Origin of the sequence: Amylolactobacillus amylophilus DSM 20533 = JCM 1125, from assembly GCF_001936335.1 — a bacterium.
In the GTDB taxonomy this organism is placed as follows: domain Bacteria; phylum Bacillota; class Bacilli; order Lactobacillales; family Lactobacillaceae; genus Amylolactobacillus; species Amylolactobacillus amylophilus.
In genome coordinates this window covers 934,881-960,379 of sequence record NZ_CP018888.1, presented here as the reverse complement: position 1 = coordinate 960,379, position 25,499 = coordinate 934,881, and the positions used below count along the sequence as shown (strand labels likewise).

Here is a 25,499-nt window from a genome sequence, read left to right as displayed (position 1 = left end):
TGTCTTCTCCTATTGTAGTGGTTCTAGCGTGAAAGTCTGGTCTGCAATCTGTTCGGCGAAAGCCAGATCATGCGTGACCACAATCTGGGTGATCCCGTCTAGCTTCAATCCATTAATCAGCTCAGCCACGCTGCTGGAGAGTGCTGGATCGAGCGCGCTGGTGGGTTCGTCATAGCAGAGAATCTCTGGCTTGAGCGCCAATGCACGCGCAATGGCCACCCGCTGTTTCTGTCCCCCAGAAAGTTCGAAGGGGTAATTATTCTGCTGTTCGGTTAACGCCAAGCGTTGGAGCAACTCTAGCGCCTTTTGTTCAGCGTCAGCCGCACTCATTTTCAAAACCAGCTTCAAGGGTAAAGAAACATTCTCTAGGGCGGTGTATTGAGGAAATAGATTGAAGTCTTGGAAGACCACCCCAATTTTGCCACCTACTTTCGTCGAAAGCTCCCCGGTGACATCCACTCCATCGAGTAAAACCTGGCCAGCATCGAAACTGGTCAGACCAGTAAGTACGCGCAGTAAAGTTGTTTTACCCGCACCACTAGGTCCAACTATCGTCAGGGTCTCGCCGGTTCTGGCCGTCAGTGAGACGTCTTTTAAAATTTGCTTATTATTACTTCTCTTAGTAATCTGTTTTAGCTCTAACATATTCTCTCTCCTAACGGTAATAACTAAACTTCTGTTCCAGACGCTTCAACGAGAACGTTAACAGACCTATCAACAACAAATAGATTAAACCTACACCAACGAGGGGAAGCAGCGTAACATCTCTTGCCATAGCGATATTTCCTGCACGCAGCAAATCGCCTAAACCGATGACGTAGACCAAACTAGAGTCCTTCACCAAGTTAATTACCTCATTCCCTAGTGCTGGCACAACATTCTTCAGCATCTGAGGTAAGGTAATATAGCGTAATGTCTGCCATTTAGTAAACCTTAGCATCTTCGCGGCCTCTACCTGACCACCATCGATACTGGCGAAGCCACCACGAAAGATTTCGGCAAAGTAGGCTGCGTAGTTTAACGTGAAGGCGAAGATTGCTGCCGTATACCGTTCAAAAACGAGCCCGATGAGCGGTAGCCCATAGAAGACGACAATTAATTGGAGCAACAGCGGCGTGCCCCGCATCAACCAGATAAAGGCCTGGATAACAGCTTCTAGAATCTTGATTTTCGATCGCAAAATTACCGCCAGCAGTAAACCTAACGGAATCGAGATTACCAGGGTCACGACGAAGATGTTTAACGTCATCAAGGTCCCGTTCATCAACGCAGGGAAAATTTCACCTAAGTATTTAAAATCCATCTTTCTACCTCCACAAAAAAACACCCCCGAAGTCGTTTTGACTTCGAGGGTGTAAATACACGGTCCCACCTCAAGTTTGCAATACTCTCACGAGCAGTGCCTCAAGCAGTTTGTAACTGCAGTGATATCGGTTCAACCGCATTATTTCCATAATGATCGCCTATTTGACCCGTCGGCTGTGCGGATTGGGAGTCATAAGCTTTTCCAGCGACCAAGCTCTCTCTGAAATGACCGATCCAAAACATCGTCCGACGAAACATCAAATTTGAATTGTGCTAAGCATACAAGTATTTATTTTTACTGTCAATAGAAAAACGGAAAAATAATTTAAAATGGTAAACCAAAATTATATTGGACGATTTGAGCTAGCTGGTAAAAATCCACATCACTCATCGTTTCAATAAAAGATATCGAACTCCCCGCACTGGCGGATGTATCAAATAAATAGACCTGTGCAGCAATCATACCTAATTTAATCGTTTACCTTTCTTAATATCACGCACCGCTTTGGCGCCAGACTTACCACCAAAGTGACGCCTAAACTTATCCGCTGCAATCTCGGTTGTATTCATTCGCGAATATCTATTCTCGCGCGAAATCTTGAGGTAGTTAGCAAAGCGCTCGGCTGACAGTTTGCCAGTATCAACTGCCTCAATAATGGCGCATCCCGGTTCACTTTTGTGGGTACAATTACGGAACTTACACCGTGTTGCTAATTCCTCAATATCAGCGAAAGTGGCGCTGGAGTCACCAGTATCAACTTGGAGTTCCCGCATTCCTGGTGTGTCAATAATCTGCGTTCCGTTTGCCAACGAAAAAAGTTGACGGTTAGTTGTTGTGTGCCGTCCTTTAGAATCACTCTCCCTGTTTTCGCTTGTCGCCATGGCCTCATAGCCTAATAGCCGATTAATTAGCGTTGATTTGCCAACCCCGGAAGAACCAACGAAAACTACTGTTTGTGGATTTTGTGTTAGAAAATTAGCAATTTCAGAAAAGTCACTGTCACTTGTGACGAAGGTGGTTACACCTAAAGCAATTTCACTAACTTGCGCTAACTGATTTTCTAAATCAGTGGTTAAGCCTGCCTTCGTCAGAACAATCACTGGCTGTGCGCCACTGTCCCAGACAATTGTGAGGTACCGCTCCATTCTCCTCAAGTTGAAGTTATGGTCTAACGCCATCGTGATAAACACGGTATCAACATTAGCCGCAATTGGCTGTACACCTTGACCAACGCCAGAACTTGCTCTAGATAAAAGGCTTTTGCGCGGCAAGATACGATGGATGATCGCAACATCATCATTCTCGGAGTAACTTACCTCAACCCGATCGCCAACAACAGGATATTGTTCCACAGAACTGATTGAGTATGCCATCTGTCCAGATATCTCCGCCATAACTTGGTGATTGCCAGAACTTTCATTGACAGAAATTAAGTAGAGTTGATGGTTCTGCGAAATTACGGTTGCATATTTATTATTAGGCGTGTTTGATTTTTTAATTTTTAACCCTTTAATTAAATATTACCGGGTTCTAGTCAAAAACCTTAGTTCTTTATTTATGCCAGAGACCCAGTAAAATAATCCCGACTATTTGTGCTAAAACTGCCACCATTGCTCATACAGCAAATCCTCCTTTGCTTTATTGCTCTAGTATAGAAAACATCATTAAGAAAATTGCGCCATTCGTGAAAAAATAGTTGCTGTGTTCAAGGACTATAAAAGTATCTGAGGGCTAGGTATTTAGCCCGCCAAAAAGGCGTTAGACACTTTTGCCTAACGCCTTTTGAGTATAAACTGGGGAAATTTGTAAAATTAGGGGGTCAGTTCAATTCTCCTATTTCATTATCCTGCTTGAACCACAGGTTTCTTCCAGAAACCTAAAATAACTGCAGAGATAATTGCGCCAATAATTAATGCAACTAGGAAGCCAATTAAGTTGTTTGAGAGGAAGAGTGCGGCAAAGATTCCGCCATGTGGTGCTGGAACACTGACATGCATCAACTGTGATAATGCACCGCCGATTGCCGAACCAATTACACTTGAGGTAATGATTCTTAATGGATCCTTGGCAGCGAACGGAATGGCACCTTCAGTAATGAAGGAGATCCCGAGAACGTAGTTTGAAATTCCTGCTGTGCGCTCTTCTTTGGTCCACTTCTTTGGCCAAACAGATGTTGCAATTGCAATCGCAAGTGGTGGAATCATCCCACCAATCATCACTGCTGCCATTAAATCCCCGTTTTTCGTTGCGGTAAATGCACCGATAGCGAAGACATAGGCCGCCTTGTTAAATGGACCACCCATATCGATGGCCATCATTCCACCAAGCACGCCACCTAAAAGAACGGCATTTGCTGTACCCATGTTCGACAAGAAATTCGTAATAATTCCGTTGAGGAAGCCAAAGACTGGGTTGACTGCGAAGAACATCAACGCACCCACAGTGGCTAAACCAAGAATTGGCAGGATGAAGATTGGCTTCAGCCCTTCTAATGACTTAGGCAAATTTCTGAAGACTCTCTTCCAGAATAGGGTCACGTAACCTGCGAGAAAGCCGGCAACCAAGGCTCCCAAAAATCCGGCTGGCGAGTCTGACTTCACGATACTTGCAGCTGCAAGAGATGCCATGTACCCACCAACAAATCCTGGCATGAGGGCAGGACGATCACCGATTGCTTCAGCAATATACGCTGCTAATACGGGAAGTAAGAAGCTAAATGCCCAGTTACCAACATGATTAAAGAACGTGAACCAAAGTGAGTGGGCACCGACAAAGTTCTCGATGGCAAAGGAAGCCGCCATCAAGATACCGCCACCAACGACGAATGGTAGCATATTCGAAACACCATTCATCAAGCTGGTATAAACTTTCCGTCCTGCCGACTCATTGTCGCCAGTGGTTGTTTCCTCCACCGTCTCATTATTTGCAGCATGGAAAGTTTGTCCCTCATTAGCGAGAATATCGTTAATCAGTTCCTCCGGCTTCTTGATTCCGTCAATGACAGGCCGATGAATCAGTTGCTTACCATCGAATCTATCCATCGCCACCTTCTTATCAGCAGTAATGATTACACCCTGAGCACGCTTGATATCGTCGTTAGTCAAAAGGTGCTTCACGCCTTCCGAGCCGTTGGTCTCGACCTTGATATCGATACCCAATTTCTCACCAGCTTTTTTTAAAGCCTCCTCTGCCATGTAGGTGTGGGCGATTCCCGTAATACATGCAGTAACTGCAACAATATACGGCTTCTCGCCATTTGTCGCAGCAGACTTTGTTGCCTGGGCGGCCTTTTCTTTCTGATCTGCAGCAGCATCCCGCTCCTCTTTTGCACTCTCAGCGGCACTAAACAACGCGATAATCTCGTCAGGCATTGTGGCGTTCTTCAACTGAGCCACCAGATCAGCATCGATTAGTAGACCAGATAAAGTAGCCAATGCCTGCAGGTGCTCGTTATTTGCTCCTGCTGGCGCTGCAATCATAAAGAACAAGTGAACCGGTTGGCCATCTAAGGCGTCATACTGAACGCCTGCCGCGCTCTTTGCAAACAAAACCGTCGTCTGTTTAACTGCATCGTTCTTTGCATGGGGCATGGCGATACCATCACCAATTCCGGTAGTTGACTGGGCTTCGCGCGCGAGTATTGCTGCCTTATACTTGGCAGCATCCGCGATTACGCCCGCCTGGACGTCTTTAGCAATCATTTCGTCAATCGCGGCTTCCTTCGTCGTCGCTTTTAGGTCCATGATCATCGCATCTTTATTTAAGATATCTTTGATTTTCACTTTTACACCTCGAAACTTCCTCTAAATTTTAACTAACTTCTACAACCTCAATTTGTGGAATAATAGCGGCGATTTGGCTCGCATTGGCGATGTCCTTGGTGAAGGTTGTGGCACCACCACATGCCATCCCAATCTTGAAGCTCTCAACCGGATCTTTCGTCCTGGCAAAAGTCCCGACGAAACCGGCAACCATTGAATCGCCAGCACCGACCGAGTTAACCACTGTTCCTTTCGCCGCGTTCGCATGGTATACATGGTCCCGTGTTACCAGATAGCCACCGGCACCAGCCATCGAAATCAAGACATGCTGTGCACCCCGATCGAGTAATTTTCGTGCTGCTACAACCAGCTCATCATCGTTGGCAAAAGTTGTTGTGAACAATTCCGCCAGCTCGTGATGATTAGGCTTGATGACTAGTGGTTCGTAGGCTAGTGTGTCAAGCAATGCCTGGCCTGTTGTGTCCACAACGAACTCTGCGCCCCGCTCTTTAATCACCGGAATCAAACTCTGATAGAAATTAGCAGGCAAACTTGGCGTCAGGCTACCGGACATGACGACGGTGTCCCCCTCCTGCAAATTCTGCAGCTTCGTCTTAAATGCTTCAATTTCGGTTGCCGAAATTTCAGGACCGGCACCATTAATCTCCGTTTCCTGACCCGCTTTTAGCTTCACGTTGATCCTGGTTTGGTCTTTAATCTCCACAAAGTCGCTCGTAATCCCTTTGGCAGCAACTTGCCGAGCTAGTTCACCACCAGAGAAACCACCGACGAAACCCCAAGCGGTATTCTCTTGCTCAAGCTGGTTTAGAATTTGGGAGACGTTGATTCCCTTGCCACCAGCCAAGAAATGATAATTCTCCGTTCTGTTAACCTCACCAAGCGTCAGTTGGGTCAGCTCGATAACATAATCAATCGCTGGATTGACAGTAATCGTATAAATCATTTGTGCACCACCTCTAAGTTTAATTTATTTGGTAAAATTGCGCGTTTGGTTGGTGTGAGCGCGTTGGTCACCAATTGAACATCAGCAAAATCCGCAAACTTGGCAAACGTAGCAATCCCAATCTTACTCTCATCAGCCACCACGATGCTTGTCTTAGCACGGTCAATTACAGCCTCTTTCAAAGAGGCCTCCTTCAAGTCGGGTGTAGTAATTCCCGCGTGTTCAGAGATTCCGTTTGCACCCAAGACCGCCACTGAGAAATTCAGGGCATTAATCTGCGCGATGGCGCTAGCACCAACAATGGCCCTTGTGTCGTTCTTGATTTGGCCGCCAATGAGAATCGTATCTAACCCCTGGTTAGTAGCGGTAATTGCTGTATCAATCCCGTTCGTCACAATCACCAGATTCTGCTCCGGCTTCAGGTAGTTAATCACTTCCTGGACCGTCGTACCCGCATCGAGATACACAACATCATTTGAACGGATATACTTTCCAGCAACGTAACTGCCCAATTTCACCTTCGCCGCCTTATTGAGACTCTGGCGTACCTGCTGTTTGATATCCTGATCGAGTTTAATCACGGACCGCACGCCACCATGGATGCGGCGAACCAATCCAAGATTTTCAAGTTCTTCCAAATCACGCCTAATGGTTGATTCCGATGAATTCGTCAATTTAGCAAGTTCGCTGAGCCTGCACATCTCATGCTCGTTGACGTGCTTGACGATGAGGTCTTTTCGTTTTTCTGTTAGCATTTTTTATTTCTCCACGAGTAATTGTAAACGCTTAAAAAGTTAAAAGCAATCATTTTCTTTCAAAATATTCCATTTTCTTTCAAATTGATGCAACAACACTAATTATCCGATACATGTCAGCTTTCCTAACGCAAATTCTGGAAAAATAACCCTAAAAATGTTGTAATGGTTACCATGGTTTAGAAGGAAAGAGGATTAATATGCGCAAAACTAACCGATTTTGGCAAACACTAGCACTTTTTACTGCAATAGTTTCATTTGGGTTGTTCACCCAGCAGAACCCGAAAGTCTTTGCCAAAACATTGACGGTCGGCACTAGCAACACGTTTGAGCCCTACGAAATTGAGGATAAAAACGGTGGCTATGAGGACGGTAACAATGGTTTCGAAATGGATCTTTTCAAAGAAATCATGCAGAACACCGGCATGAAATACGATATTAAAATCATGAGTTTTAACGCTCAAATCCAATCAGTTCAATCTGGACAGTTGGATTTGATGATTAACGGCATGAGCGTGACCGAGGAACGTAAGGAAAAGTTTGACTTCACTGACTCGTTTTACGATGCTGGCGCCGCCCTCGCCGTTAACAAGAAGAGTAAGATTAACTCTCTTAAAGATTTGAAGGGTAAGAACATCGGTGTCAAGGTTGGTACAACCGGTGCTGAATACGCCCAATCAATCAACAAGAAATACGGCTTTAAAATCAAGTATTTCAACGAGTCGAATCCAATGTGGCAGGACGTGGAGAACGGCGGTATTGACGGTTCAATTGATGAGGAAGTCGTCCTCCGTTATGGCATCAGAAACGGCCTTGATTTAAAGATTGTGACGAAGCCAGCCGATACGATGCCCATTGCGATTGCGGTCAAGAAGGGCCACAATCAGGAGTTTCTCAAGAAATTCAATGCCGAGCTGGCGAAGATGAAGGAATCTGGTCGACTACAGGAGATTATCGACCAATATTTAGGCGATAACGCAAACATCAAGACAGATACGGCATCCGAAAGAACAATCTTCGGGCTCATCAAGAAGAACGGGCCCCTGCTCGGTAATGCCATTCTGGAGACGTTGAAAATCTCGATTATCGGTATATTGACCGCCACAATCTTCGGCGTCTTACTTGGTGTTCTGGGCATTCAGCGAGGCAAGATTCTACCAGGAATCGCTAGCACAATCATCTACCTCTTCCGGGGGCTACCAATGATGGTCCTCGCGTTCTTCATCTATATTGGTCTGCCTGACGTCATCGGGCAGAAAATCCCGTTGGGCGTTGCTGCAATTATCACACTCACGCTGAATGAGGGCTCATACATCGGTGCCTTCGTTAAGGGCGGTTTCCAGTCGGTAGACATCGGACAATGGGAGGCCTCACGGAGCCTCGGTTTGTCCTATCAAAGAACACTTTGGAAAGTAATTGCACCACAGGGCATCAAGTTCATGATTCCATCGTTCTTGAACCAATTTATTATTACAGTTAAAGATACCTCCATCCTCTCGGCTATTGGCCTGATGGAGTTAACGCAAACGGGTTCGGTGATTATCGCCAAAAACATGGAAGGTTTCAATGTCTGGGCAATCATTGCCGTTATTTACCTAATTATCATCACTAGTTTGACCTGGCTCTCGAAGCTGGTTGAAAGGAAGATTCGCTAACCAATGGAGAATAATATCAAAGTTAAGGTTAATGACCTGCACAAATATTACGGCAAGAATAAAGTCTTGAAGGGTATCGACCTGGAGATTAAAGACGGTGAGGTCGTCTGCATGATTGGACCCTCAGGCTCTGGCAAGAGTACATTCCTCCGCTGTTTAAACCGGTTGGAGGATCCAACAAGTGGCCAAATTGTAATTGATGGCTATGACATCAGCGATAAGAAGACCAACATCGACAAGGTTCGCCAGAACATCGGTATGGTGTTCCAGCACTTCAATCTTTTCCCCCACCTGACGGTCCTACAAAACATCATGTTGGCTCCCGTTGACCTGAAGAAGGACACGAAGGAAGAGGCTCGAACAAAGGCGTTTAAGTACCTCGAAATTGTCGACTTAGCTGATAAGGCGGATGCAAAACCAGCCTCACTCTCTGGTGGGCAGAAGCAACGGGTGGCCATCGCCAGAGCACTGGCGATGCAACCAGACATCATGCTCTTCGACGAACCAACGAGTGCTCTCGACCCAGAAATGGTTGGTGACGTACTTGATGTCATGAAGCGACTAGCCGCCGACGGAATGACGATGGTCGTCGTCACCCACGAGATGGGCTTTGCCAAGCAAGTTGCCGATCGCGTCGTCTTCTTCGAAGATGGCGTCATCAAGGAAGACGGCAATCCAGAGCAAATTTTCGACCATCCACAGGCACCGGAGACCAAACGTTTCTTGGATAAAGTCTTAAATATCTAATCGGTTCAATTGTTACTAGGAAAAACAAAAACTCGGATCAATCTAATTGGTCCGAGTTTTATTATGCTATTTTTGCAGGAGGTTGCTAAATGGCGCTAACTGCCCGCCCGTAACCCCAAGGATCATCTTTCCACGTGCGGACTAGAGCCAAATCAGCATCACTCATATCTCCTTCCGAATTCACCGTCTCAATTAAATCAGTATATGTCGTCAGTGTCTGGAGGCGAATATTGGCGTTGGTGAAATTGGTCAAACTATCTGGTAGCTCATAGGTGAAAATAGCTGCAACACCCGCCACCGTGGCCCCGGTCGCCTGGACAACCTCCGCTGCGGCCAGCACGCTGCCGCCGGTCGAAATCAAATCGTCTATTAGTACCACCTGATCCGTTGCGTTCAGCTTACCCTCAATTTGGCTATTTGTCCCATGATCCTTCGCCTTTGAACGAACATAGATCATTGGCAGATTGAGCCGCTCAGCTACCAGTGCCGCGTGTGGTATACCTGCGGTAGCCACACCACCAATGACCGTCGCCGTCGGATAACGCCTCTTAATCAAGTCTGCGAGACAGTTAGCGATGTACATTCGCTCCTCTGGAAAGCCGATGATGAGGCGATTATCAGTGTAGATTGGTGCCTTAATACCACTTGCCCAAACAAACGGCTTGGCCGGTTCCAGTGTCACAGCCCCAATATGTAATAAATCGTGTGCTACCTGCGTTGCTACTCTCATTTTATTTTCGCTCCCATTCTTGTTTGATTAGTTGGTATGTCGCGACTGGATTCGTTGAGCTCGTGATTGAACGGCCGACCACGATCCCATCGCTACCAAGTGAAACTGCCTGGCTTGGCGTCACAACTCGTTTCTGATCATCCTGCGCATCGTTTTCGAGCCTGATGCCCGGATTAATCGTCAGGAATGCACTACTCGTTGCTTGGTGAATTAACTCATCCTCAACGGCGGCAGCAATCACGCCATCAGCGCCGTTCTCGTATGCTAGCCGTGCTAGATGAACAACGGACTCTGCCATCGTGGCATTGACTAGCTGCTCAGACTTAAGCTGATGCTCACTCATGGAGGTTAGCTGTGTGATTGCGAGAAGTTTCGGTCCCACCACACCAAGTTCTTGACTCCCCTTAACCAGTCCCCGCTTAGCTGCCTGGAGCATCTCAGCCCCACCACTGCCGTGAACGGTGACGTAAGAGACACCTAGTCGACCTAGCTGGCTCATTGCCTGTTCAACTGTATGGGGAATATCATACAATTTCAAATCCAGAAAGACGCGTAGCCCCCTGGCAATCAGCTCACGGACGAAATCAGGGCCTTCCATATAGAACAACTCCATGCCCACCTTGACTGCCAATCCATCTAGCTCAGGAAATTCGGCGAGAAAATTCCAGACTTCAGTCCGGTTTTTGAAATCCAGCGCAATAAATATCGGTCGCATATCTTGTCCTCCTGATGAAATAAAAAAACCGTTTCACCCCGAGAAGGCAAAACGGTCCACTTGACCCTGCACTACGGCAGAGATAACGGTATACCTTCTTAGTCTCACGGGGCTAAATTTAAAGATATTAATTTACATATTGGTTAATAGCTTAGCCGATAAATTCTCACTCGTCAAATAATTTCTCAGAAAAATTCAACTTGAAATTTTAATTTATTCATGTCACAATTGTGTTCGATTATGAATCACAGTTACACCAGCAAAATAAAGAATGACAGAGAGCATTCATTTTGGAGGAATTGAATATGGAAACAACTGTTACAGACCACTCGTTGTCAACAAACCAGAAGTGGACGATTGCATCAACCTCGGCAGGATTCGCGCTCGAGAACATGGACGTCATGTTCCTCTCATTCGCGCTTTCCTCAATTATCGCTGATTTACACCTCAGCGGCGCCCAGGCTGGGCTCATCTCGTCCATCACCAATCTCGGAATGTTAGCGGGTGGTATTTTATTTGGTCTCATCGCGGATAAGTTTGGCCGCGTGAGGACCTTTACATATACCGTCTTCATCTTTGCGCTTGCAACGGGGGCCATTTACTTCACCAAGAATATTTATTTCCTGTACATCATGCGCTTCATCGCCGGTATCGGCGCCGGTGGTGAGTATGGCGTTGGCATCACACTCATTGCCGAGAGCTTTGATCACAAAAAGATTGGAAAGATGACTTCCATTGCGGCGATCGGTGGCCAAATCGGCGCAATTTTCGCAGCCGTGATGGCCTCGATCATCATTCCCAAACTAGGTTGGCAAGCCCTATTTCTGCTCGGACTCATTCCCGTTGCACTAACTTACTTCATTCGTCGCCACCTCAGCGAGAGCCCCGAATTCATCGCCTCTAAAGCTGTGCCTGCGGAGAGCAAAGTCAAAATTAGCATCGGTTCGTTGTTTAGAACCCCGAAGCTGGCCTTTCAAACTAGTGCTTTGATGTTCATGGTTTTCGTGCAGATTGCAGGCTACTTTGGCCTGATGAACTGGTTACCCTCAATCATGCAACAGAAGCTGGGCCTGTCCGTTTCAGGCTCCTCAATTTGGATGATTGCCACCATCATCGGCATGATCATCGGGATGATGACTTTCGGTCATATCCTGGATTTCTTCGGGCCAAGACGCGCCTTTGGTATCTTCCTCATCGCCTCTGCCCTCTCGGTTTTCAGCATCAATCTTGTTTATAACGAAATCTCACTGTTGATTGCGGGCGCAATCCTTGGCTTCTTCTCAAACGGCATGTTTGGCGGCTACGGCGCGGTAATTAGTCGCCTCTATCCCACAGAGATTCGTTCGACTGCCAATAACGTCATCGTGAACGTCGGCCGGGCAATTGGCGGGTTCTCATCCGTCGCCATCGGCTTTTTAATGGATTTCTACAACTTGGTTGTGGTCATGGGCTTCCTGAGTGTACTCTACCTCCTGAGCTTCATCGTCATGCTGAGTATTGGCAACCTGAAGGGCCTCTCCATCAGAAACAAGTGAACTGTCACTCTAGAGAATGCATGAGTAAATTAATTAGACGAAAAAGAGCTTTGACACAGTCAGCAGTGGCTGGTGCTCAAAGCTCTTTTTTTCTTTACTTTATTCAACCGCAATAACTGCCGCTGAATTTTTGTCCAACGTGATGGTCACTGTTGTATTGTCATAGTCAGAGTGTTCCACTACAGTTGCCGTGGTTGCTGCAATTGTCAACACGTATCTCGTCGTTCCTTGCGACAAAATTTGGTATGAATCATTGCCAAGCGGGGTGAGTATCTGGGCATCAGTCACACCCCAAACTTGTTTAGCATAGTTCCAATAACCACCCGTTAGCTGATCTTGGCCGGTTTCGTACGCGATGTAGCCCATCGCAGAGTTCACAAGTCTCTGTTTGAGTAAGAAATCACTGTTTGGCTGCGGAGCTTCTTTCTGCTTAACTGGTGCAGCAACCGCTTCTTGTTGGAACGATACCTTGATTTTGATATTGCTATACTTTTGAATTTTGGAAAGACATTCTGTATGTAACCAAAATTAACGTGTGTTACTCTACTTTGAAATTAGTCCATTCAATATGGTTATACTGCATGACATCTTCTGATTTTTTCATTCCAAGTTTTTTATAGAATGGAATAGCATTTTCATTCGCAATTAAGTAAACCGCAATATTCTTCTCACCGCCAGCCATATCATGTGACATCTTCATAAGTGTTCTGCCTATCCCTTGCCCTTCATAATCCCTGTCAACGCCTAAATCTGTCACGTAAAGCCAATACACAAAATCTGTCAAAGCAAATAGAACACCAACAACTAAACCGTTCTTATTTCTTGCAACGAGACTAATTGACACATTGTCAACAAGTTGGGATATTCTTTCTTCAAAACGTTCTTTTGGATATTGCGACCCTAAGTCGGTACGCTTAAGAAAATCTATATATTCTTTTGCAGACAAACGTTCTCGTTCAATTTTTATTCCTGCATTCATCAAGTCGTTTCCTCCCTATATCTTATATGCATCTTCGTCATCCATCTCGCCCACTCAAAAACCCCAACATCCAATCCACCGCCTAAACTATCTCCTTGACAACCAAATTGGCAACTCAGATTTCCTGTTATCCAAATCACAGTCTAAACTATACCGATTTTCGCCCTTGATATGTTTAGGTGGACTGTTATTTTTTTCATTTTCACTTACTTACTAAAATTTCAATATCGCCAAATGCCCATATATCAAGGGCTTTCTCACCTACTATCCACGGACCTTAGACATCAATACACAGCACTCCACATGCCCTGTTGTTTGTGCTCCTTTGTTGCTCACTTGACCACTATTTGCTGCAGAACTCTGAGTTTTAGGTGCTTCGGCGGTCGTCTCGACAGGCGTGTTTTGCGCCTTGCGCTGGGCTTTGGCTTTTATTTTTACTTTAGTGTTAGTGGGGTTCTTCCTTGAGCTATCAGCATTTTTTTGTTTAACTTTTGGAGTCGTCAAGGAGTCAGCGCTAGCAGAATCCAATTTCTGGCCAGCACAACCGGTTAATGCGCCGCCAACTACCATAACTGTCAATATAATAAATAATAGAGAACGTTTTCTCATGACTCTGACCTCCCGCACAACATACTTGATTACTAATATATTATATCTTGTAACCCAACTGTAATCTATTGGTAAAGCAAATGCAACTTTTTGCCCGTTTTTTTCTACCAGCAAGTACAAAAAAAGCATTTCGCTTGAAATGCTTAATTTACGTACTAATTTAAATACTTTGCCAGCGCATCCGCTGTTGCCTTACCCTGACGAATAGCGGTCGCGGCTTCGATGGTCACGTCGGCAATAATACTTTGCGCATCTATGACCTCATATGGGTGATCAGGCGCCAATTCTTGGGCTAACGACAACTCCGTACAACCGAGTACTACAACATCGACGCCATAATCGTCGTGCATCTTGGCCAGGATCCGGTGATACAATGCGGCATCGACTTCGCCCTTCTCCTTGATGTGGTCGTAAATCAGTTCGTCAACGAGCGGCTGAATCTCGGGTCCACCGAGTTCAACCTCCTTGCCAACACGGCGAATCTCGTCCTTATATATCCCATCGGTGATGGTGCCGCGCGTAGCAATCAGTCCCACTTTTTTAATTTGCGGATATAATTCATTTAGTTGATTGGTTGCAATCCTTGGCATATGAAGAAGCGGGACATCCGTCACATCCTGTAATTCATCGTAGAAATAGTGTGCCGTATTGCAGATAATCACCATGAACTCAGGATTCAGCTGACTTTGTTGTGCCACATCCTCCAGTAGATCAGGCAGAAAGCTTGGTTTAGTGTGGTCCAAGATATAACTTGTCCGGTCAGGCACACTGGCATGATTCACCAGGATATAGTCTAAGTAATCTTGATCCCTGGTAATTGTAAGTCGATGGTTAATCAGCCTGAGGTAACTTTCTGTCGAAATAGTGCCCATCCCACCAATCACTGTAAAAAATTTCTTCATAATCGTACTCTCTATAATTCTGCAATAACGCGTTTAGCAATTGCGAGATCAGATGCATACGGCTTGTCAATTCCTCGCACTTTTTGCATCATATCTTCACCCTTACCAGCTAATACGACAATCTCGCCGGGTTGACTATTCTCAATCGCCGTCTTAATCGCCTTAGCACGATCAAGCTCAATGGTCACCTGGACCTTGCTGTGATCAATGCCAGCATCAATCTCACGTGCGATATCGAGCGGATCCTCGTAACCAGGATCATCAGTCGTCAGGTAGGCCACATCGGCGTACTCCGTCAACGCCTGGCTAAATCCGGCTCTTCTAGAAACACCTTTATCTCCAGGTGAGCCAACTACTACGACCACGCGCGGACTACTGAATTCACGTTTCAAGAATGAGAGTAGTGCCTCCATACTTGCCAGATTGTGGGCATAATCAACGACCACTTCACCGTGATCCTTGGTCTTCAAGGTTTGCATCCTTCCTGGAATCCTTACGTCCTTAATCCCAGAAGCCGCAGTATCATGTTTGACACCGGCAAGTCCACCAGCAATAATCGCAGCAGTTGCGTTTAACTCATTGAAGTCCCCAATAAGACTCAACTCGTACTCACCATCAATTCCTAAATCTTTGGTTTTGTCAGTGGCCGTGTACAATTCAAAGCGACTCTCATGCATGTCACTTTCAATATTGTCAACCCGGACATCAACGGTTGGAAGCCCTGCAGGCTGGAGGAAGTCATTACTGCTAAATAGATAAATGCTATCAGGATTCGTTGTGGCCTTTGCCGCAGCGTACACATCAGCCAGATAGTCAGTTTCTGCGTTGATGATGCACTTGCGTGAGTTGACCATCAATTGCAGTTTAGAGTGCAGGTAGTCTTCGAAATTTGGGTGCTCGTTTGGTCCAATATGATCAGGTGTGATATTCAGGAAGAATCCGAGGTCGTAGGTCAAACCAAACACCCGACTCTTCTTATATGCCTGTGAAGAAACCTCCATTACAAGGTGCGTCATCCCATTATCAACGGCAGTACGCATATCGCGGAATAAATCGAGTGACTCTGGTGTAGTCAGGTCAGACTTAAATTTCTGATCAGGTCTTGGCCCGACGACACGGTCGACAGAGCTAAACAGCGCCGTTGTCCCACCATTTTGCTGATCGAGGATCCCCTTTAATAAATAAGCAGAGGTCGTCTTACCCTTAGTTCCCGTATAAGCAACAACGTACAGATCATCCTGGGGGAAACCGTAGAACGCGGCCGATAACAGCGACATCGCTTTTTGCACATTGCGCACGATTAATGCGTGCATCCCCTTACCCTCTGGATAGGGCTGCTCAGCTACATAGCAAATCGCTCCGCTGTTCTTGGCCATCGTCAAAAATGTCGGGCGGAAATTCTTACCTTTACAGAAGAAAAGTGTGTCCACCTCCACCTTACGGGAGTCGTAGCTCACGGACTGCATCTTTGTAGGCAATGCATCTTGGATTGCACTACTTTTTAATATGTGATGCTCCTTTAAGATTAAAATACATGCATCTAATGAAATTGCCATCTAACTCTCCTACCTCGTTACTAAATTAACTCTGATTATAGCATAGTTAGCGTTTTAGCCCTTAGAATAAATTACCAAAAAACTCACCAATTCCTTGGGCCAGCTTCTCGAAAATGTTCTTCTCTTTGACGTTCTTGGTCGCAACCAGTTGAGCATCGCCACTAAGACCAGGTAGGTATCCTAATCCGTCATCCTGTACTTTAATTGTGCCGAATACTTCGCCCTTCTTAGCAGAATTTACCTTTGTCTTGTTCAGAACGATCTTTGTCTTGTCTGTGGTGTCATTGTGGGTCCAGACGACAACCGGCTGCTTAGACTCAAGCTTAACGGACTTTTCCTTGCCATACTTCAACTTGACAGGCTTGACAATACTAGTGTCACCCTTTTCGTAGACCGTCTTCTTCGTCCAATTAGCATACACGTGCCGCATTACTTGCGCAGTTACTTTGAATCGCTTACCCTTGTCGTCCTTAGCGCCACCTGCATCCATCACAACAGTCAGAATGCGGTACCCACCTTCCTTTGTGGTACCAACAAAGGATTCACCGGCAGCGTCTGTCGTTCCTGTCTTCAAGCCATCAACTGTGAGATCAGCATAGCTGTCAACCTGGTTAGGTAGCATCCGGTTAAAACTGTGCATTGTAAATTCATCCACACCGCCCTTGTCAAATACCTTTTCGGCGATCTTCGTAATGTTCAAAATCTCAGGGTATTTCTTGAGTAAGTGTCTGGCAACTACCGCTAAGTCAACCGCAGACATCTTGTTCTCGGCCTTAGCATCTGTGCCTTTGACACGCAATTTTGCCGGAATATTCTCGTTATTTAAGCCGCTGACATTGACAATCTGCGCATCGTTTATGTCCCACTTCTCCAGTTGTTGTTGCATCATCTTAACAAACTTAGCTTGTGAGCCCGCAACCCGGTCTGCTAGTAGCATCGCGGCTGCATTTGATGAATAGATCCAGCCAGATTCATACAGCTCCTCCACCGTGTAACTTTCGCCTGCAGTCAAGGGAACATTCGACAGGGCGGGATCCTGACTAAATTTAGCAATATCTGCAGGTACCTTGATTGTGTCATCCTGCTTGATTTGACCCGACTTAATCGCATCTTGAACCAAGTAGAGGGTTACCATCTTGGTGATTGAGGCAATTGGCAAAGATTCATCTGCATTCTGTTTGAGTAATACCCGTCCGGTTTCTAGGTCCACCGCTAGTGCGGCCTTAGCATCAATCTTCGGCTCTGCGGCTTCTACTTTGACGGCTGTTGTCGCGCCCACCCCTAAAAACATTGTAATGACTAAAATAATTTGAATTAGTTTCTTTTTCACGCTAATCTTCCCGTTCTTCCTGTTTTAGTGGTAATTCGATGATGAACGCCGTGAGCGCCTCATCTGAGGTCACACTTATTTTACCATGGTGTAGCTCAATTATGCTCTGCGTAATTGCAAGTCCGAGCCCCGTACCGCCAGTCTCCACGGACCGCGAAGTCTCTACCCGGTAAAAACGTTCGAAAATCTTCGTTAGTGCATCGTTTGGAATCGGCTCGCCATCATTCTCAACCCGAATCACAATCTTATCCACGTCTTTTCTGGTGGCGATTAGGTTAATGTTGGTCGCGCCGTTACCGTATTTCAGCGCGTTACTGACCAAGTTGTTGAAAACGCGCCCCATTTTCTCTGCATCGGCCTCCATCGTGATATCTGCTGGCGTGGTCTCGACATTCAACTGAATATTCTTCTTCTCCGCCTCGAGTTCAAAACTGGCTGCAACCTGCTCGAGCATCGAATTCACGTGTAACTCACTCATGGACATTGTCGTCTGACTCTGGCGAACAGTCGTGTACTCGTACAAATCATCGGCCAGGGACTTCATCTGGTTTGCCTTCAAGTATGCGATATCGATATACTTCTTCGCATCCTCCTCTGACTTGACAGTACCCGTTCTGAGCAGCCCAAGGTAGCCGATGATGGAGGTGAGTGGCGTCCGAATATCATGACTAACATTCGTCACCAAGTCGTCCTTACTCTGCTCAATCTGGCGCTCTTCTTGCATGGCAGCCACGGTGCTATCAACAAGCGAGTTAATACTATCAATCACCTTTTGCAGGTCCGTTTTCACATAGAAATTGATGCGGTGATCAAAGTTTCCTTCGGCAATATAGTGCAACTCAGAAATTACGTGTCTCATTTGCATCTGATGGTAGCGGCGAATTAGCCGCCAATAAAGGACAATCAGGTCAGTAATAGCCATAAAGCCGACGAAGATGTTCTGCCAACTGTATATGTGGAATCCTTCACCGAAAGAAATAGACTGCTTAATAATCCAAATACCGTTAATCAGATCTTGATTATTCAAGATTGCTAAGTTAATCAGAATCAAAATTGATAAATTTAGCAACAACAAAAGGACGACGGTGACAACACCTTCACCAAAGAGTTCGCTCTTCTCCTTACCAGTGAGCTTAACCTTCTTTCTGTTCAAAGATTAAACCTCCACTTTGTAACCCACGCCCCAGACAGTTTCGATCACTTTCTCACCCTCTGTAGCATCCTCAATTTTGTCCCGCAGATGGCTTACATGAACCATGACAGTCTTTGCCGAGACCACGCTCTCTTGCTGCCAGACCCGTTCGAAAATCTCGTCTGCCGAGAAGACCCGGTTAGGGTGACTAGCAAGTAGATACAAGATCCCAAATTCGAGAGCAGTCAGCTGAATTTTAGTGCCGGTCAAAGTGGTCACCTCATGGGAGTCCCGGTTGATAATCAGCGGGCCCACCTCTAGGATATCCGGCTCGTCATTCGTCACCTGCTTTTGGCTTCGACGCAAAAGCGATTTGACCCGAGCCATCACTTCTAATGGGTTAAATGGCTTAATCACGTAGTCGTCGGCTCCTGTAATTAGCCCCTGAATCTTATCCATATCGCCGGTCTTAGCGGAGACCACAATAATTGGAATCTCGGAGTCCTTACGTACTTCCTTGATCACGTCAATTCCCGTCATGTGGGGCATCATGATATCGAGAATCATCAGCGAGATGTCACTCATGGTGGCCAACTTTGTGATTGCTTCCTTACCTGAATATGCCGCCACCGGTTCGTAGCCCTCGTTATTTAGATAGATACTGAGTAATTCAACAATTTCTTTATCATCATCAACAACTAAAATTTTCATTTTTATGCCTCATTAATCTAGTAATCTGCAAATAAGGATATCCTGCCGTAAAACAACTTAAGTGTAGCAGAAATATCGCATTCTCTTAAAAAGAATAATCTAAATCATGCTAAGATTCAAAAAAAAACAGCAATTTGCTGTTTTCTTAATCGTTTATTAAAACTCATTACTAAAACACGATTACGGGCGTACCAATCGCGACGATATTATAGAGCTTAGCCATTGTTGCGGGCGGCGTGTTAATACAGCCGTGTGATCCGTGAGCTAAGTACCAGTCCCCGCCGTACTTGGGCTGCCATGGTGAATCATGAATTCCCACACCATTATCGTCGATCGGCATCCAGTAGCTGACCGGTGATGCATACTTGGTGCCATCATCATTGTTACCACGAAGCGTGGCATTTCTTTGCTTCGCCCAGACATTATAGACACCGACGGGCGTATCCTGACCCGGCTTACCAGTTACAACGTCTGTAGAGATCTGTTCAACACCATCAACATAGACCCACATGTGTTGGTTAACCTTATCGACCTCGACATAGGTATTACCGATATCGGTTCCGTCCTTGTGATAGCCAGATCCTTGGATTGCTGGCGTCCGGCTGACGTTCTTTGTAGCCAATAGATCGGCAGTCAATTGTGCTGCCTCAGCTGCGATATTGATACTCCAACCATAAAGACCTGTTGAAATCTGGACCACGCCTCGCTTGGTAGAGTGGAACGAACGTGTTGAGCCGAAGGTCGCATACTGGCTGTTCAAGCTTGCGAGGTACTGCCCTAACGCATTCTGGTTCACACTCACCTTACCATCGCTGTAGACGCTCCAAGTTTTTACTGTTGACTGTGGCACCTGAATGGTATGACCCGCCAACTGGTAGGTTACTGTTACCTGGGCCATCTTATCTAGTTTCGTGATGGCTTCCTTTAGATCTCTGCTCTTCGTTGTAAGCTTCGGTTTGACATAGTAATCCTTCAATTGAATATTACTTTGTCCCTTCTGGACGGCCTCTGAAACCGCTGCTCTCACCTGATCTTCGCTGAAATTATTACCCTGAACTTCCTTAACCAAGGTAAATTTACCGTTCTGATTCTTAATGGAAGCGTCGGTTGTGACCGTTCTGTTCTTATTGATCTGGGGGAACAGCGAATTAACGAACTGGTTAACCTTGTCCTGATCAAACGCCGTGTCGTCTTCAGCCTGAACCTCCTCAATCCCCTTGTTAAAAGTCCATGGATTCTGCGCAGCTAACTTATCACTGATTAGCTTCTGGTAGTTCTGTTTGATACCAAGAGAAGCAGCCGTTGCCACCGCTACCTGCTCTTTTTTGTCGCGCAAAACAAATTTTTTATTGGCTAGCTTATCTTTGACCTTTTGCTCGGCAGACTTCTGTGTCAACCCGCTGAGCTCCACACCATAGGCCTTTGTCCCCGACATGAAGTGGCTGCCATAGAAGACACCAAAGCCAACATATAAAATCGCGAGAATACCAAGGACCGCACCAAGAAAATAGTACTTCTTGGTGCTCTTTCGTGCTGCGTGTCGTGCACTTTTCCTTGTTGCCATGTTACCTACCTCTTAGCTTATATATTTACTCACTGAAATATTTCTGTAACATTTATTCCCGCCCTTAGGTTAGCAAACAAAAGGGGAACATGCAAATCTTCGTTCTCGGAATTGGCATTTAGTCTAATTCTTTCTTACCGGTGTATAGCTGGTAGTATTCACCGTGTTTTTCAATCAGCTCCTCATGATTACCCTGTTCGATAATCCGCCCATGGTCGATGACCAAGATCAAATCGGCGTTTGCAATTGTCGATAGTCTGTGGGCAATCACGAAACTCGTCCGACCGGCCAGTAGGTTGTCCATTCCGGCCTGAACCAACCGTTCAGTTTTGGTATCAATACTTGAGGTTGCCTCATCTAGAATCATGAGTGGCGTATCCGAGACCATGGCCCGGGCAATCGACAGCAACTGCTTCTGACCCTGAGAGAGGTCGGAACCATCACCGTCAATCCGGGTGTTAAAGCCATTCTCGAGGTCCTTGATGAATTGATCCGCGTGCGCTAGCTTCGCGGCGTGGAAAATTTCGTTGTCCGTTGCTTCGGGGTTACCGAAACGAATGTTTTCCATCACCGTACCCGAGAACAGGTTCGTCTCCTGCAGCACGATGGCCATCGCCTGTCTAAGCGCGCTTTTGTTGATATCTCGAACATCGATTCCATCGAAAGTAAGCTTACCTGCACTAATCTCGTAGAATCGGTTAATCATATTACTAATCGTCGTCTTACCAGCACCAGTCTGCCCCACCAGAGCAATCTTCATGCCGGGCTTTGCATCGATGTTGATGTCGTGCAAAATTGTTTTGCCTGGCACATAGCCGAAGTCCACGTGCTCAAATACAATCTTACCGCGTACGGGTGTAGTACTGCCGTCAGCGGTATTATGCCAGAGCCACTGACTCTTAACTTGATCGTCGTGGGTGATGGTGACTTGGCCATGATCTTCTTCCTCAACCTCATCCTGCAATTGGAAAATCCGTTGTGCACCAGCTAGGGCAAGGACGATGGTGTTCAGTTGTTGCGAAATTTGAGCAATCGGCATGCTGAATGAGCGACTGAGTTGCAAGAATGCTGCAATTGCGCCTAGCGTCAAGCCACTGACACCGTTGACCACAAAAGTACCACCAATGAGTGCAATTAGGACGTATAGTAGGTTACCAACGTTTCCCATGATTGGGAAAAGCATCGTGGCGAACCCATTGGCATTCCCAGAAACGGTTTTTAAATCCTGGTTCAGCAGGTTGAATTGTGCCTTAACCATTGGTTCGTGCGAGAAGACCTTGACGACCTTCAGGCCGTTTAGAATCTCTTCGCCATAACCGTTAACGTGGCCCATCTTGTTCTGCTGTTGCTTGAAGTAGCTACTACTTTTACCTGTAAGGAACTTCACCACGCTGATACTCAAGCCGAATACGACAAACGAGATGAGAGTCAGAAGTGGGCTCAGAGTGAGCATCCCAATCACAACGAACACCAAGTTAAACAAAGAGTTCAGGAACTGGGGAATACTCTGTGAAATCATCTGCATCAATGTGTCAACATCGTTTGTGAAGCGACTCATCACATCACCGTAGTCGTTCTGGTCGAAGTAGCTGATTGGCAGCTTCTCCATGTGAATAAACATCTCATCACGGATCTTCTTCTGCAGTCTCTGGCCGAGAACAGCCATCGTTCTTGTGAAGAAGAACGTTGCAATCACCCCAATTAGGTAGATGGTACCCATCACGACAATTGCCTGCAGCAGTGGACCAAAGTTCGGTACGCTTTGCTTCGTCATTGGTACAATGTAATCGTCAATTAATCGTTGAAGGAATAATGAACCAGCCACCGTACTTGCAGCTGCAATGATGATTGCGAGCATCGACAGTAAAAATGTGACTTTATAGGTTGAAATGATGAACTTCAATAGACGTCTTAATGTGGCGCTTTTCTTTCTTGGAGCTGTTTTGACTGATGCGTCCATGCTATTCACCATCCTTTTCTGTTTGATATTGGTTGATGTCATGGTAAAGTGCGTTTCTTTCAATCAGTTCGTCATGCGTCCCGATATCCTCGATTTTGCCATGATTCATTACAATAATTCCGTCCGCATCTTTAATAGATACGATTCGCTGTGAAATAATGATTGTCGTCGTTTCAGCCATTTGTGTTCTCAAGGCCTCACGAATATCCTTCTCGGTAGCAGTATCAACAGCTGATGTGGAGTCATCAAGAATCAAAATCTTCGGTTTCTTCAAAAGAGCACGAGCAATCGTTAGCCGCTGCTTCTGACCACCGGAGACGTTGTTCCCTCCCTGCTCAATCATCGTATTATAGCCGTCTGGCAATTCCTGCACGAAATCATCGGCGTGGGCAACCTTTGATGCAGCCAATACTTCCTCATCGGTCGCATTCTCATTACCCCAACGGAGATTCTCCGCTATCGTGCCCGAGAAGAGGACGTTATTCTGCAACACCATGGCCACGTTATCTCGCAGTGTCTTTAAGTCGTAGGTTAAGACATTGCAGCCACCGACCTCAATCGTGCCTTGCGTTGGATCGTAGAGTCTTGGGATCAGCGAGACCAGTGAACTCTTACCAGAGCCCGTCTCACCGATAATACCAATCACTTCCCCGGCCTTAATCGACAAGTTGATGTCATCTAAGACAGGCGCCTTGCCCTCCTTCAGGTAATGGAAAGAAACGTGATCGAACTTAATTGAGCCATCACTGACTTCCGTCACAGGCTTCGTCGGGTTTTCAATTGTGGACTTCTCGTGAAGCACTTCGGCAATTCTGCGTCCGCTCGCCTGAGAAATGGCAATTTGAGTGATAATCATCGCGAGCATGTTCAAACTAAAGAGAATTGAATTGGAGTATGCATACATGCTGACCAGTTCACCAGTCTGCAGGCTACCGCCGACAATCAGCTTGGCACCGAACCAGGAAACCAGCAATACCGCTGCGTTCAAAAAGAACTGCATTGTGGGTGCGTTTAACGAAACAATCTTCTGGGCCTTTGAGAAGACTGAGAAGATGGATTCTGATGCACCCTCAAATTTCTCAATCTCGTTATCCTCTTGGACATAAGTCTTCACTTCGCGGATACCACGCACATTCTCCCGCACTACCCGGTTTAAGACATCATAGCGTCGGAAAACCAGGTTAAACAGTGGATATGCAGACTTGATAATGACCGTCAGCGTTAATGCCAGAACAGGCACCAAGACGACGAAAATCAACGCCAGTTCGCCACTGACGTTAAAGGCCATGATGACGGAGAAAATCATCATGAGCGGCGCACGGACCGCAATTCTAATCAGCATTTGGTATGCCATCTGAATGTTCGCGATGTCGGTCGTCAAGCGTGTCACCAAGCTCGAGGTGGAGAACTTATCAATGTTTGTAAAAGAGAAGGTCTGAATGTGGGCAAATAAATCTTGCCGCAGATTAGCCGCAAAGCCGGCTCCCGCTTGAGAGGAAACCCAGCTAGCGCCGGCCCCAAGAACCAGCGAAACAATTGTGATTACAATCAATAACGAACCTAATCGTAAGATGTAATCTAAATTCTGCTTCATTATCCCGCTATCGATGATGTTTGCCATCAAGAAGGGAATAAATATTTCTACTAACACTTCGCTCGCCACTAATATCGGCGATAAAATCGACATTTTCTTGTATTGCCTTATCGATTTCATTAACGTTTTAATCATGTACACACCTCAAATTTTATCCAAAAAAATAGATAACCACAAAAGTTATCTATTTAGTATAGTACAAATAATGACAAAATGTCATATTGAAAATTTATCTTCTAGCTCCGGGTCCAGGACCAAACGATGAAGTGGTGATGTGGTAGTGTGCGCGGAAGTAGCGCCGACCCAGGTAGGCAAGCACCGCAATCACCAGGCTACCCCAGCCAGGGAGTACCGGATTAACGACGCGGAGGAATGGTAATTCCGTTAACGTAATCCACAAGAAGATGAAGAACACGATCCCGATTCCCCCGAGCATCATCTTCCACATCGAAGGCCGATCTTCCTTCTTTCTCATGATGAGGTCGTTGTAATAAGTCATGAGAAAACCAAATAGGAGACCAACTGACAGAATGGTGATGAAACCAATTTGTTGTTGGGTCTTGCTAAACAGGCCGACTAAGCCGAACATAGCGGAAAAGATGGCGAGGTACAACAGCGAGTTATCTACGGCCTTCTGCCAGAACTTGACCTCATCTGCTTGTCTGCTTCTTGGATCAACTAACTCCTGTGCCTTCACCTGCGGTGAACCATAAAGATGTGTTGCAGGCTGTCCTTTTCTTTGGGCAACGATAATCTCCTTAAGGTAGCTATTGACCTTGAGCTTTGCATCACCTTCGGTCAGACCTGCTTCCTTTAGCTGCTTCTCCAACCGAAAAACGTAGTCTTCATTTCTCTTGGTCAACATACCGCGCAACTCTTCTGGTGTAGCAGCCTCAAGGCTTGCTTCCTGTTCGGCAGCGGAATCTTGCTTAGCCTTTAATTCTTGTTGTTGCTCAATAACTGCCTTGTTCTTATCTTTTGGATCCAATCCCAT

At 46.0% G+C, this 25,499-nt stretch carries 22 protein-coding genes and 1 pseudogene; 3 read left to right on the top strand and 20 right to left on the bottom strand.

Features of this window, described 5'->3' with window-relative positions; all coding sequences use genetic code 11:
- Nucleotides 1-9 precede the first annotated feature (9 nt).
- The 6 genes and pseudogenes from LA20533_RS05065 to LA20533_RS05040 all read right to left on the bottom strand — a co-directional run.
- Nucleotides 10-585: pseudogene (locus tag LA20533_RS05065) on the bottom strand (amino acid ABC transporter ATP-binding protein); the annotation flags it as partial.
- A gap of 70 nt (nucleotides 586-655) precedes the next feature.
- Nucleotides 656-1,303 carry an amino acid ABC transporter permease gene (locus LA20533_RS05060; RefSeq protein WP_056947246.1) on the bottom strand — a complete coding sequence of 216 codons (648 nt, stop codon included), beginning with the start codon at nucleotides 1,301-1,303 and terminating at the stop codon, nucleotides 656-658.
- Between the two features lie 467 nt (nucleotides 1,304-1,770).
- A complete protein-coding gene (gene rsgA / locus LA20533_RS05055; protein ID WP_056947250.1) occupies nucleotides 1,771-2,679 on the bottom strand; it encodes a ribosome small subunit-dependent GTPase A in 909 nt (302 codons plus the stop codon).
- 468 nt (nucleotides 2,680-3,147) lie between these two features.
- On the bottom strand, nucleotides 3,148-5,088 hold the full coding sequence (locus LA20533_RS05050) for a PTS fructose transporter subunit IIABC (RefSeq protein WP_056947253.1): 1,941 nt from the start codon (nucleotides 5,086-5,088) through the stop codon (nucleotides 3,148-3,150).
- A gap of 28 nt (nucleotides 5,089-5,116) precedes the next feature.
- Nucleotides 5,117-6,031, bottom strand: coding sequence for a 1-phosphofructokinase (pfkB, locus tag LA20533_RS05045; RefSeq protein WP_054745726.1), 915 nt, complete (start codon nucleotides 6,029-6,031; stop codon nucleotides 5,117-5,119).
- Nucleotides 6,028-6,786, bottom strand: a complete 759-nt coding sequence (locus LA20533_RS05040) for a DeoR/GlpR family DNA-binding transcription regulator (protein WP_054745727.1) — start codon at nucleotides 6,784-6,786, stop codon at nucleotides 6,028-6,030. The genes pfkB and LA20533_RS05040 overlap by 4 nt, the downstream gene beginning before the upstream one ends.
- 200 nt (nucleotides 6,787-6,986) lie before the next feature.
- On the opposite strand from LA20533_RS05040, the gene LA20533_RS05035 reads away from it, so the two are divergent.
- Together LA20533_RS05035 and LA20533_RS05030 are read left to right on the top strand one after the other, a co-directional pair.
- Nucleotides 6,987-8,441, top strand: a complete 1,455-nt coding sequence (locus LA20533_RS05035) for an ABC transporter substrate-binding protein/permease (RefSeq protein WP_082611609.1) — start codon at nucleotides 6,987-6,989, stop codon at nucleotides 8,439-8,441.
- 3 nt (nucleotides 8,442-8,444) lie between these two features.
- Nucleotides 8,445-9,188 (top strand): amino acid ABC transporter ATP-binding protein, encoded by a 744-nt coding sequence (locus tag LA20533_RS05030; protein ID WP_054745728.1) that lies wholly within the window; start codon nucleotides 8,445-8,447, stop codon nucleotides 9,186-9,188.
- A gap of 85 nt (nucleotides 9,189-9,273) precedes the next feature.
- Here LA20533_RS05030 and pyrE read toward each other — a convergent pair whose 3' ends face one another.
- Nucleotides 9,274-9,918 carry an orotate phosphoribosyltransferase gene (pyrE, locus tag LA20533_RS05025; protein WP_054745729.1) on the bottom strand — a complete coding sequence of 215 codons (645 nt, stop codon included), beginning with the start codon at nucleotides 9,916-9,918 and terminating at the stop codon, nucleotides 9,274-9,276.
- 1 nt (nucleotide 9,919) lies between these two features.
- Nucleotides 9,920-10,633 (bottom strand): orotidine-5'-phosphate decarboxylase, encoded by a 714-nt coding sequence (gene pyrF / locus LA20533_RS05020; protein WP_056947260.1) that lies wholly within the window; start codon nucleotides 10,631-10,633, stop codon nucleotides 9,920-9,922.
- A 305-nt stretch (nucleotides 10,634-10,938) separates the two neighbouring features.
- On the opposite strand from pyrF, the gene LA20533_RS05015 reads away from it, so the two are divergent.
- A complete protein-coding gene (locus LA20533_RS05015) occupies nucleotides 10,939-12,168 on the top strand; it encodes an MFS transporter (protein WP_054745731.1) in 1,230 nt (409 codons plus the stop codon).
- A gap of 99 nt (nucleotides 12,169-12,267) precedes the next feature.
- On the opposite strand, the gene LA20533_RS05010 is transcribed toward LA20533_RS05015, so the two are convergent.
- The 12 genes from LA20533_RS05010 to LA20533_RS04955 form a co-directional block, all read right to left on the bottom strand.
- Nucleotides 12,268-12,534 (bottom strand): hypothetical protein, encoded by a 267-nt coding sequence (locus tag LA20533_RS05010; protein WP_054745733.1) that lies wholly within the window; start codon nucleotides 12,532-12,534, stop codon nucleotides 12,268-12,270.
- 172 nt (nucleotides 12,535-12,706) lie between these two features.
- A complete protein-coding gene (locus LA20533_RS05005; RefSeq protein WP_056947262.1) occupies nucleotides 12,707-13,147 on the bottom strand; it encodes a GNAT family N-acetyltransferase in 441 nt (146 codons plus the stop codon).
- A 264-nt stretch (nucleotides 13,148-13,411) separates the two neighbouring features.
- Entirely contained in the window at nucleotides 13,412-13,756 is a 345-nt protein-coding gene (locus tag LA20533_RS05000) for a hypothetical protein (protein ID WP_056947265.1), read from the bottom strand.
- A 155-nt stretch (nucleotides 13,757-13,911) separates the two neighbouring features.
- A complete protein-coding gene (locus LA20533_RS04995; RefSeq protein WP_056947268.1) occupies nucleotides 13,912-14,658 on the bottom strand; it encodes an aspartate/glutamate racemase family protein in 747 nt (248 codons plus the stop codon).
- Nucleotides 14,659-14,669: 11 nt separating this feature from the next.
- On the bottom strand, nucleotides 14,670-16,214 hold the full coding sequence (locus LA20533_RS04990) for a UDP-N-acetylmuramoyl-L-alanyl-D-glutamate--2,6-diaminopimelate ligase (RefSeq protein ID WP_054745737.1): 1,545 nt from the start codon (nucleotides 16,212-16,214) through the stop codon (nucleotides 14,670-14,672).
- A gap of 61 nt (nucleotides 16,215-16,275) precedes the next feature.
- Nucleotides 16,276-17,544, bottom strand: a complete 1,269-nt coding sequence (locus LA20533_RS04985; RefSeq protein WP_054745739.1) for a D-alanyl-D-alanine carboxypeptidase family protein — start codon at nucleotides 17,542-17,544, stop codon at nucleotides 16,276-16,278.
- A 1-nt stretch (nucleotide 17,545) separates the two neighbouring features.
- A complete protein-coding gene (locus LA20533_RS04980; protein WP_056947271.1) occupies nucleotides 17,546-18,697 on the bottom strand; it encodes a sensor histidine kinase in 1,152 nt (383 codons plus the stop codon).
- Between the two features lie 3 nt (nucleotides 18,698-18,700).
- The gene (gene croR, locus LA20533_RS04975) at nucleotides 18,701-19,387 is read right to left on the bottom strand and encodes a response regulator transcription factor CroR (protein WP_054745741.1); all 687 of its coding nucleotides are present in this window, start codon (nucleotides 19,385-19,387) and stop codon (nucleotides 18,701-18,703) included.
- A gap of 169 nt (nucleotides 19,388-19,556) precedes the next feature.
- The gene (locus tag LA20533_RS04970; protein WP_056947274.1) at nucleotides 19,557-20,951 is read right to left on the bottom strand and encodes a L,D-transpeptidase family protein; all 1,395 of its coding nucleotides are present in this window, start codon (nucleotides 20,949-20,951) and stop codon (nucleotides 19,557-19,559) included.
- Between the two features lie 118 nt (nucleotides 20,952-21,069).
- Nucleotides 21,070-22,911, bottom strand: coding sequence for an ABC transporter ATP-binding protein (locus LA20533_RS04965; RefSeq protein WP_054745747.1), 1,842 nt, complete (start codon nucleotides 22,909-22,911; stop codon nucleotides 21,070-21,072).
- A 1-nt stretch (nucleotide 22,912) separates the two neighbouring features.
- On the bottom strand, nucleotides 22,913-24,640 hold the full coding sequence (locus LA20533_RS04960) for an ABC transporter ATP-binding protein (protein WP_056947277.1): 1,728 nt from the start codon (nucleotides 24,638-24,640) through the stop codon (nucleotides 22,913-22,915).
- A gap of 94 nt (nucleotides 24,641-24,734) precedes the next feature.
- Nucleotides 24,735-25,493: a DUF1129 domain-containing protein gene (locus tag LA20533_RS04955; protein ID WP_054745749.1), complete on the bottom strand. Its 759-nt coding sequence runs from the start codon at nucleotides 25,491-25,493 to the stop codon at nucleotides 24,735-24,737.
- Between the last annotated feature and the right edge of the window lie 6 nt (nucleotides 25,494-25,499).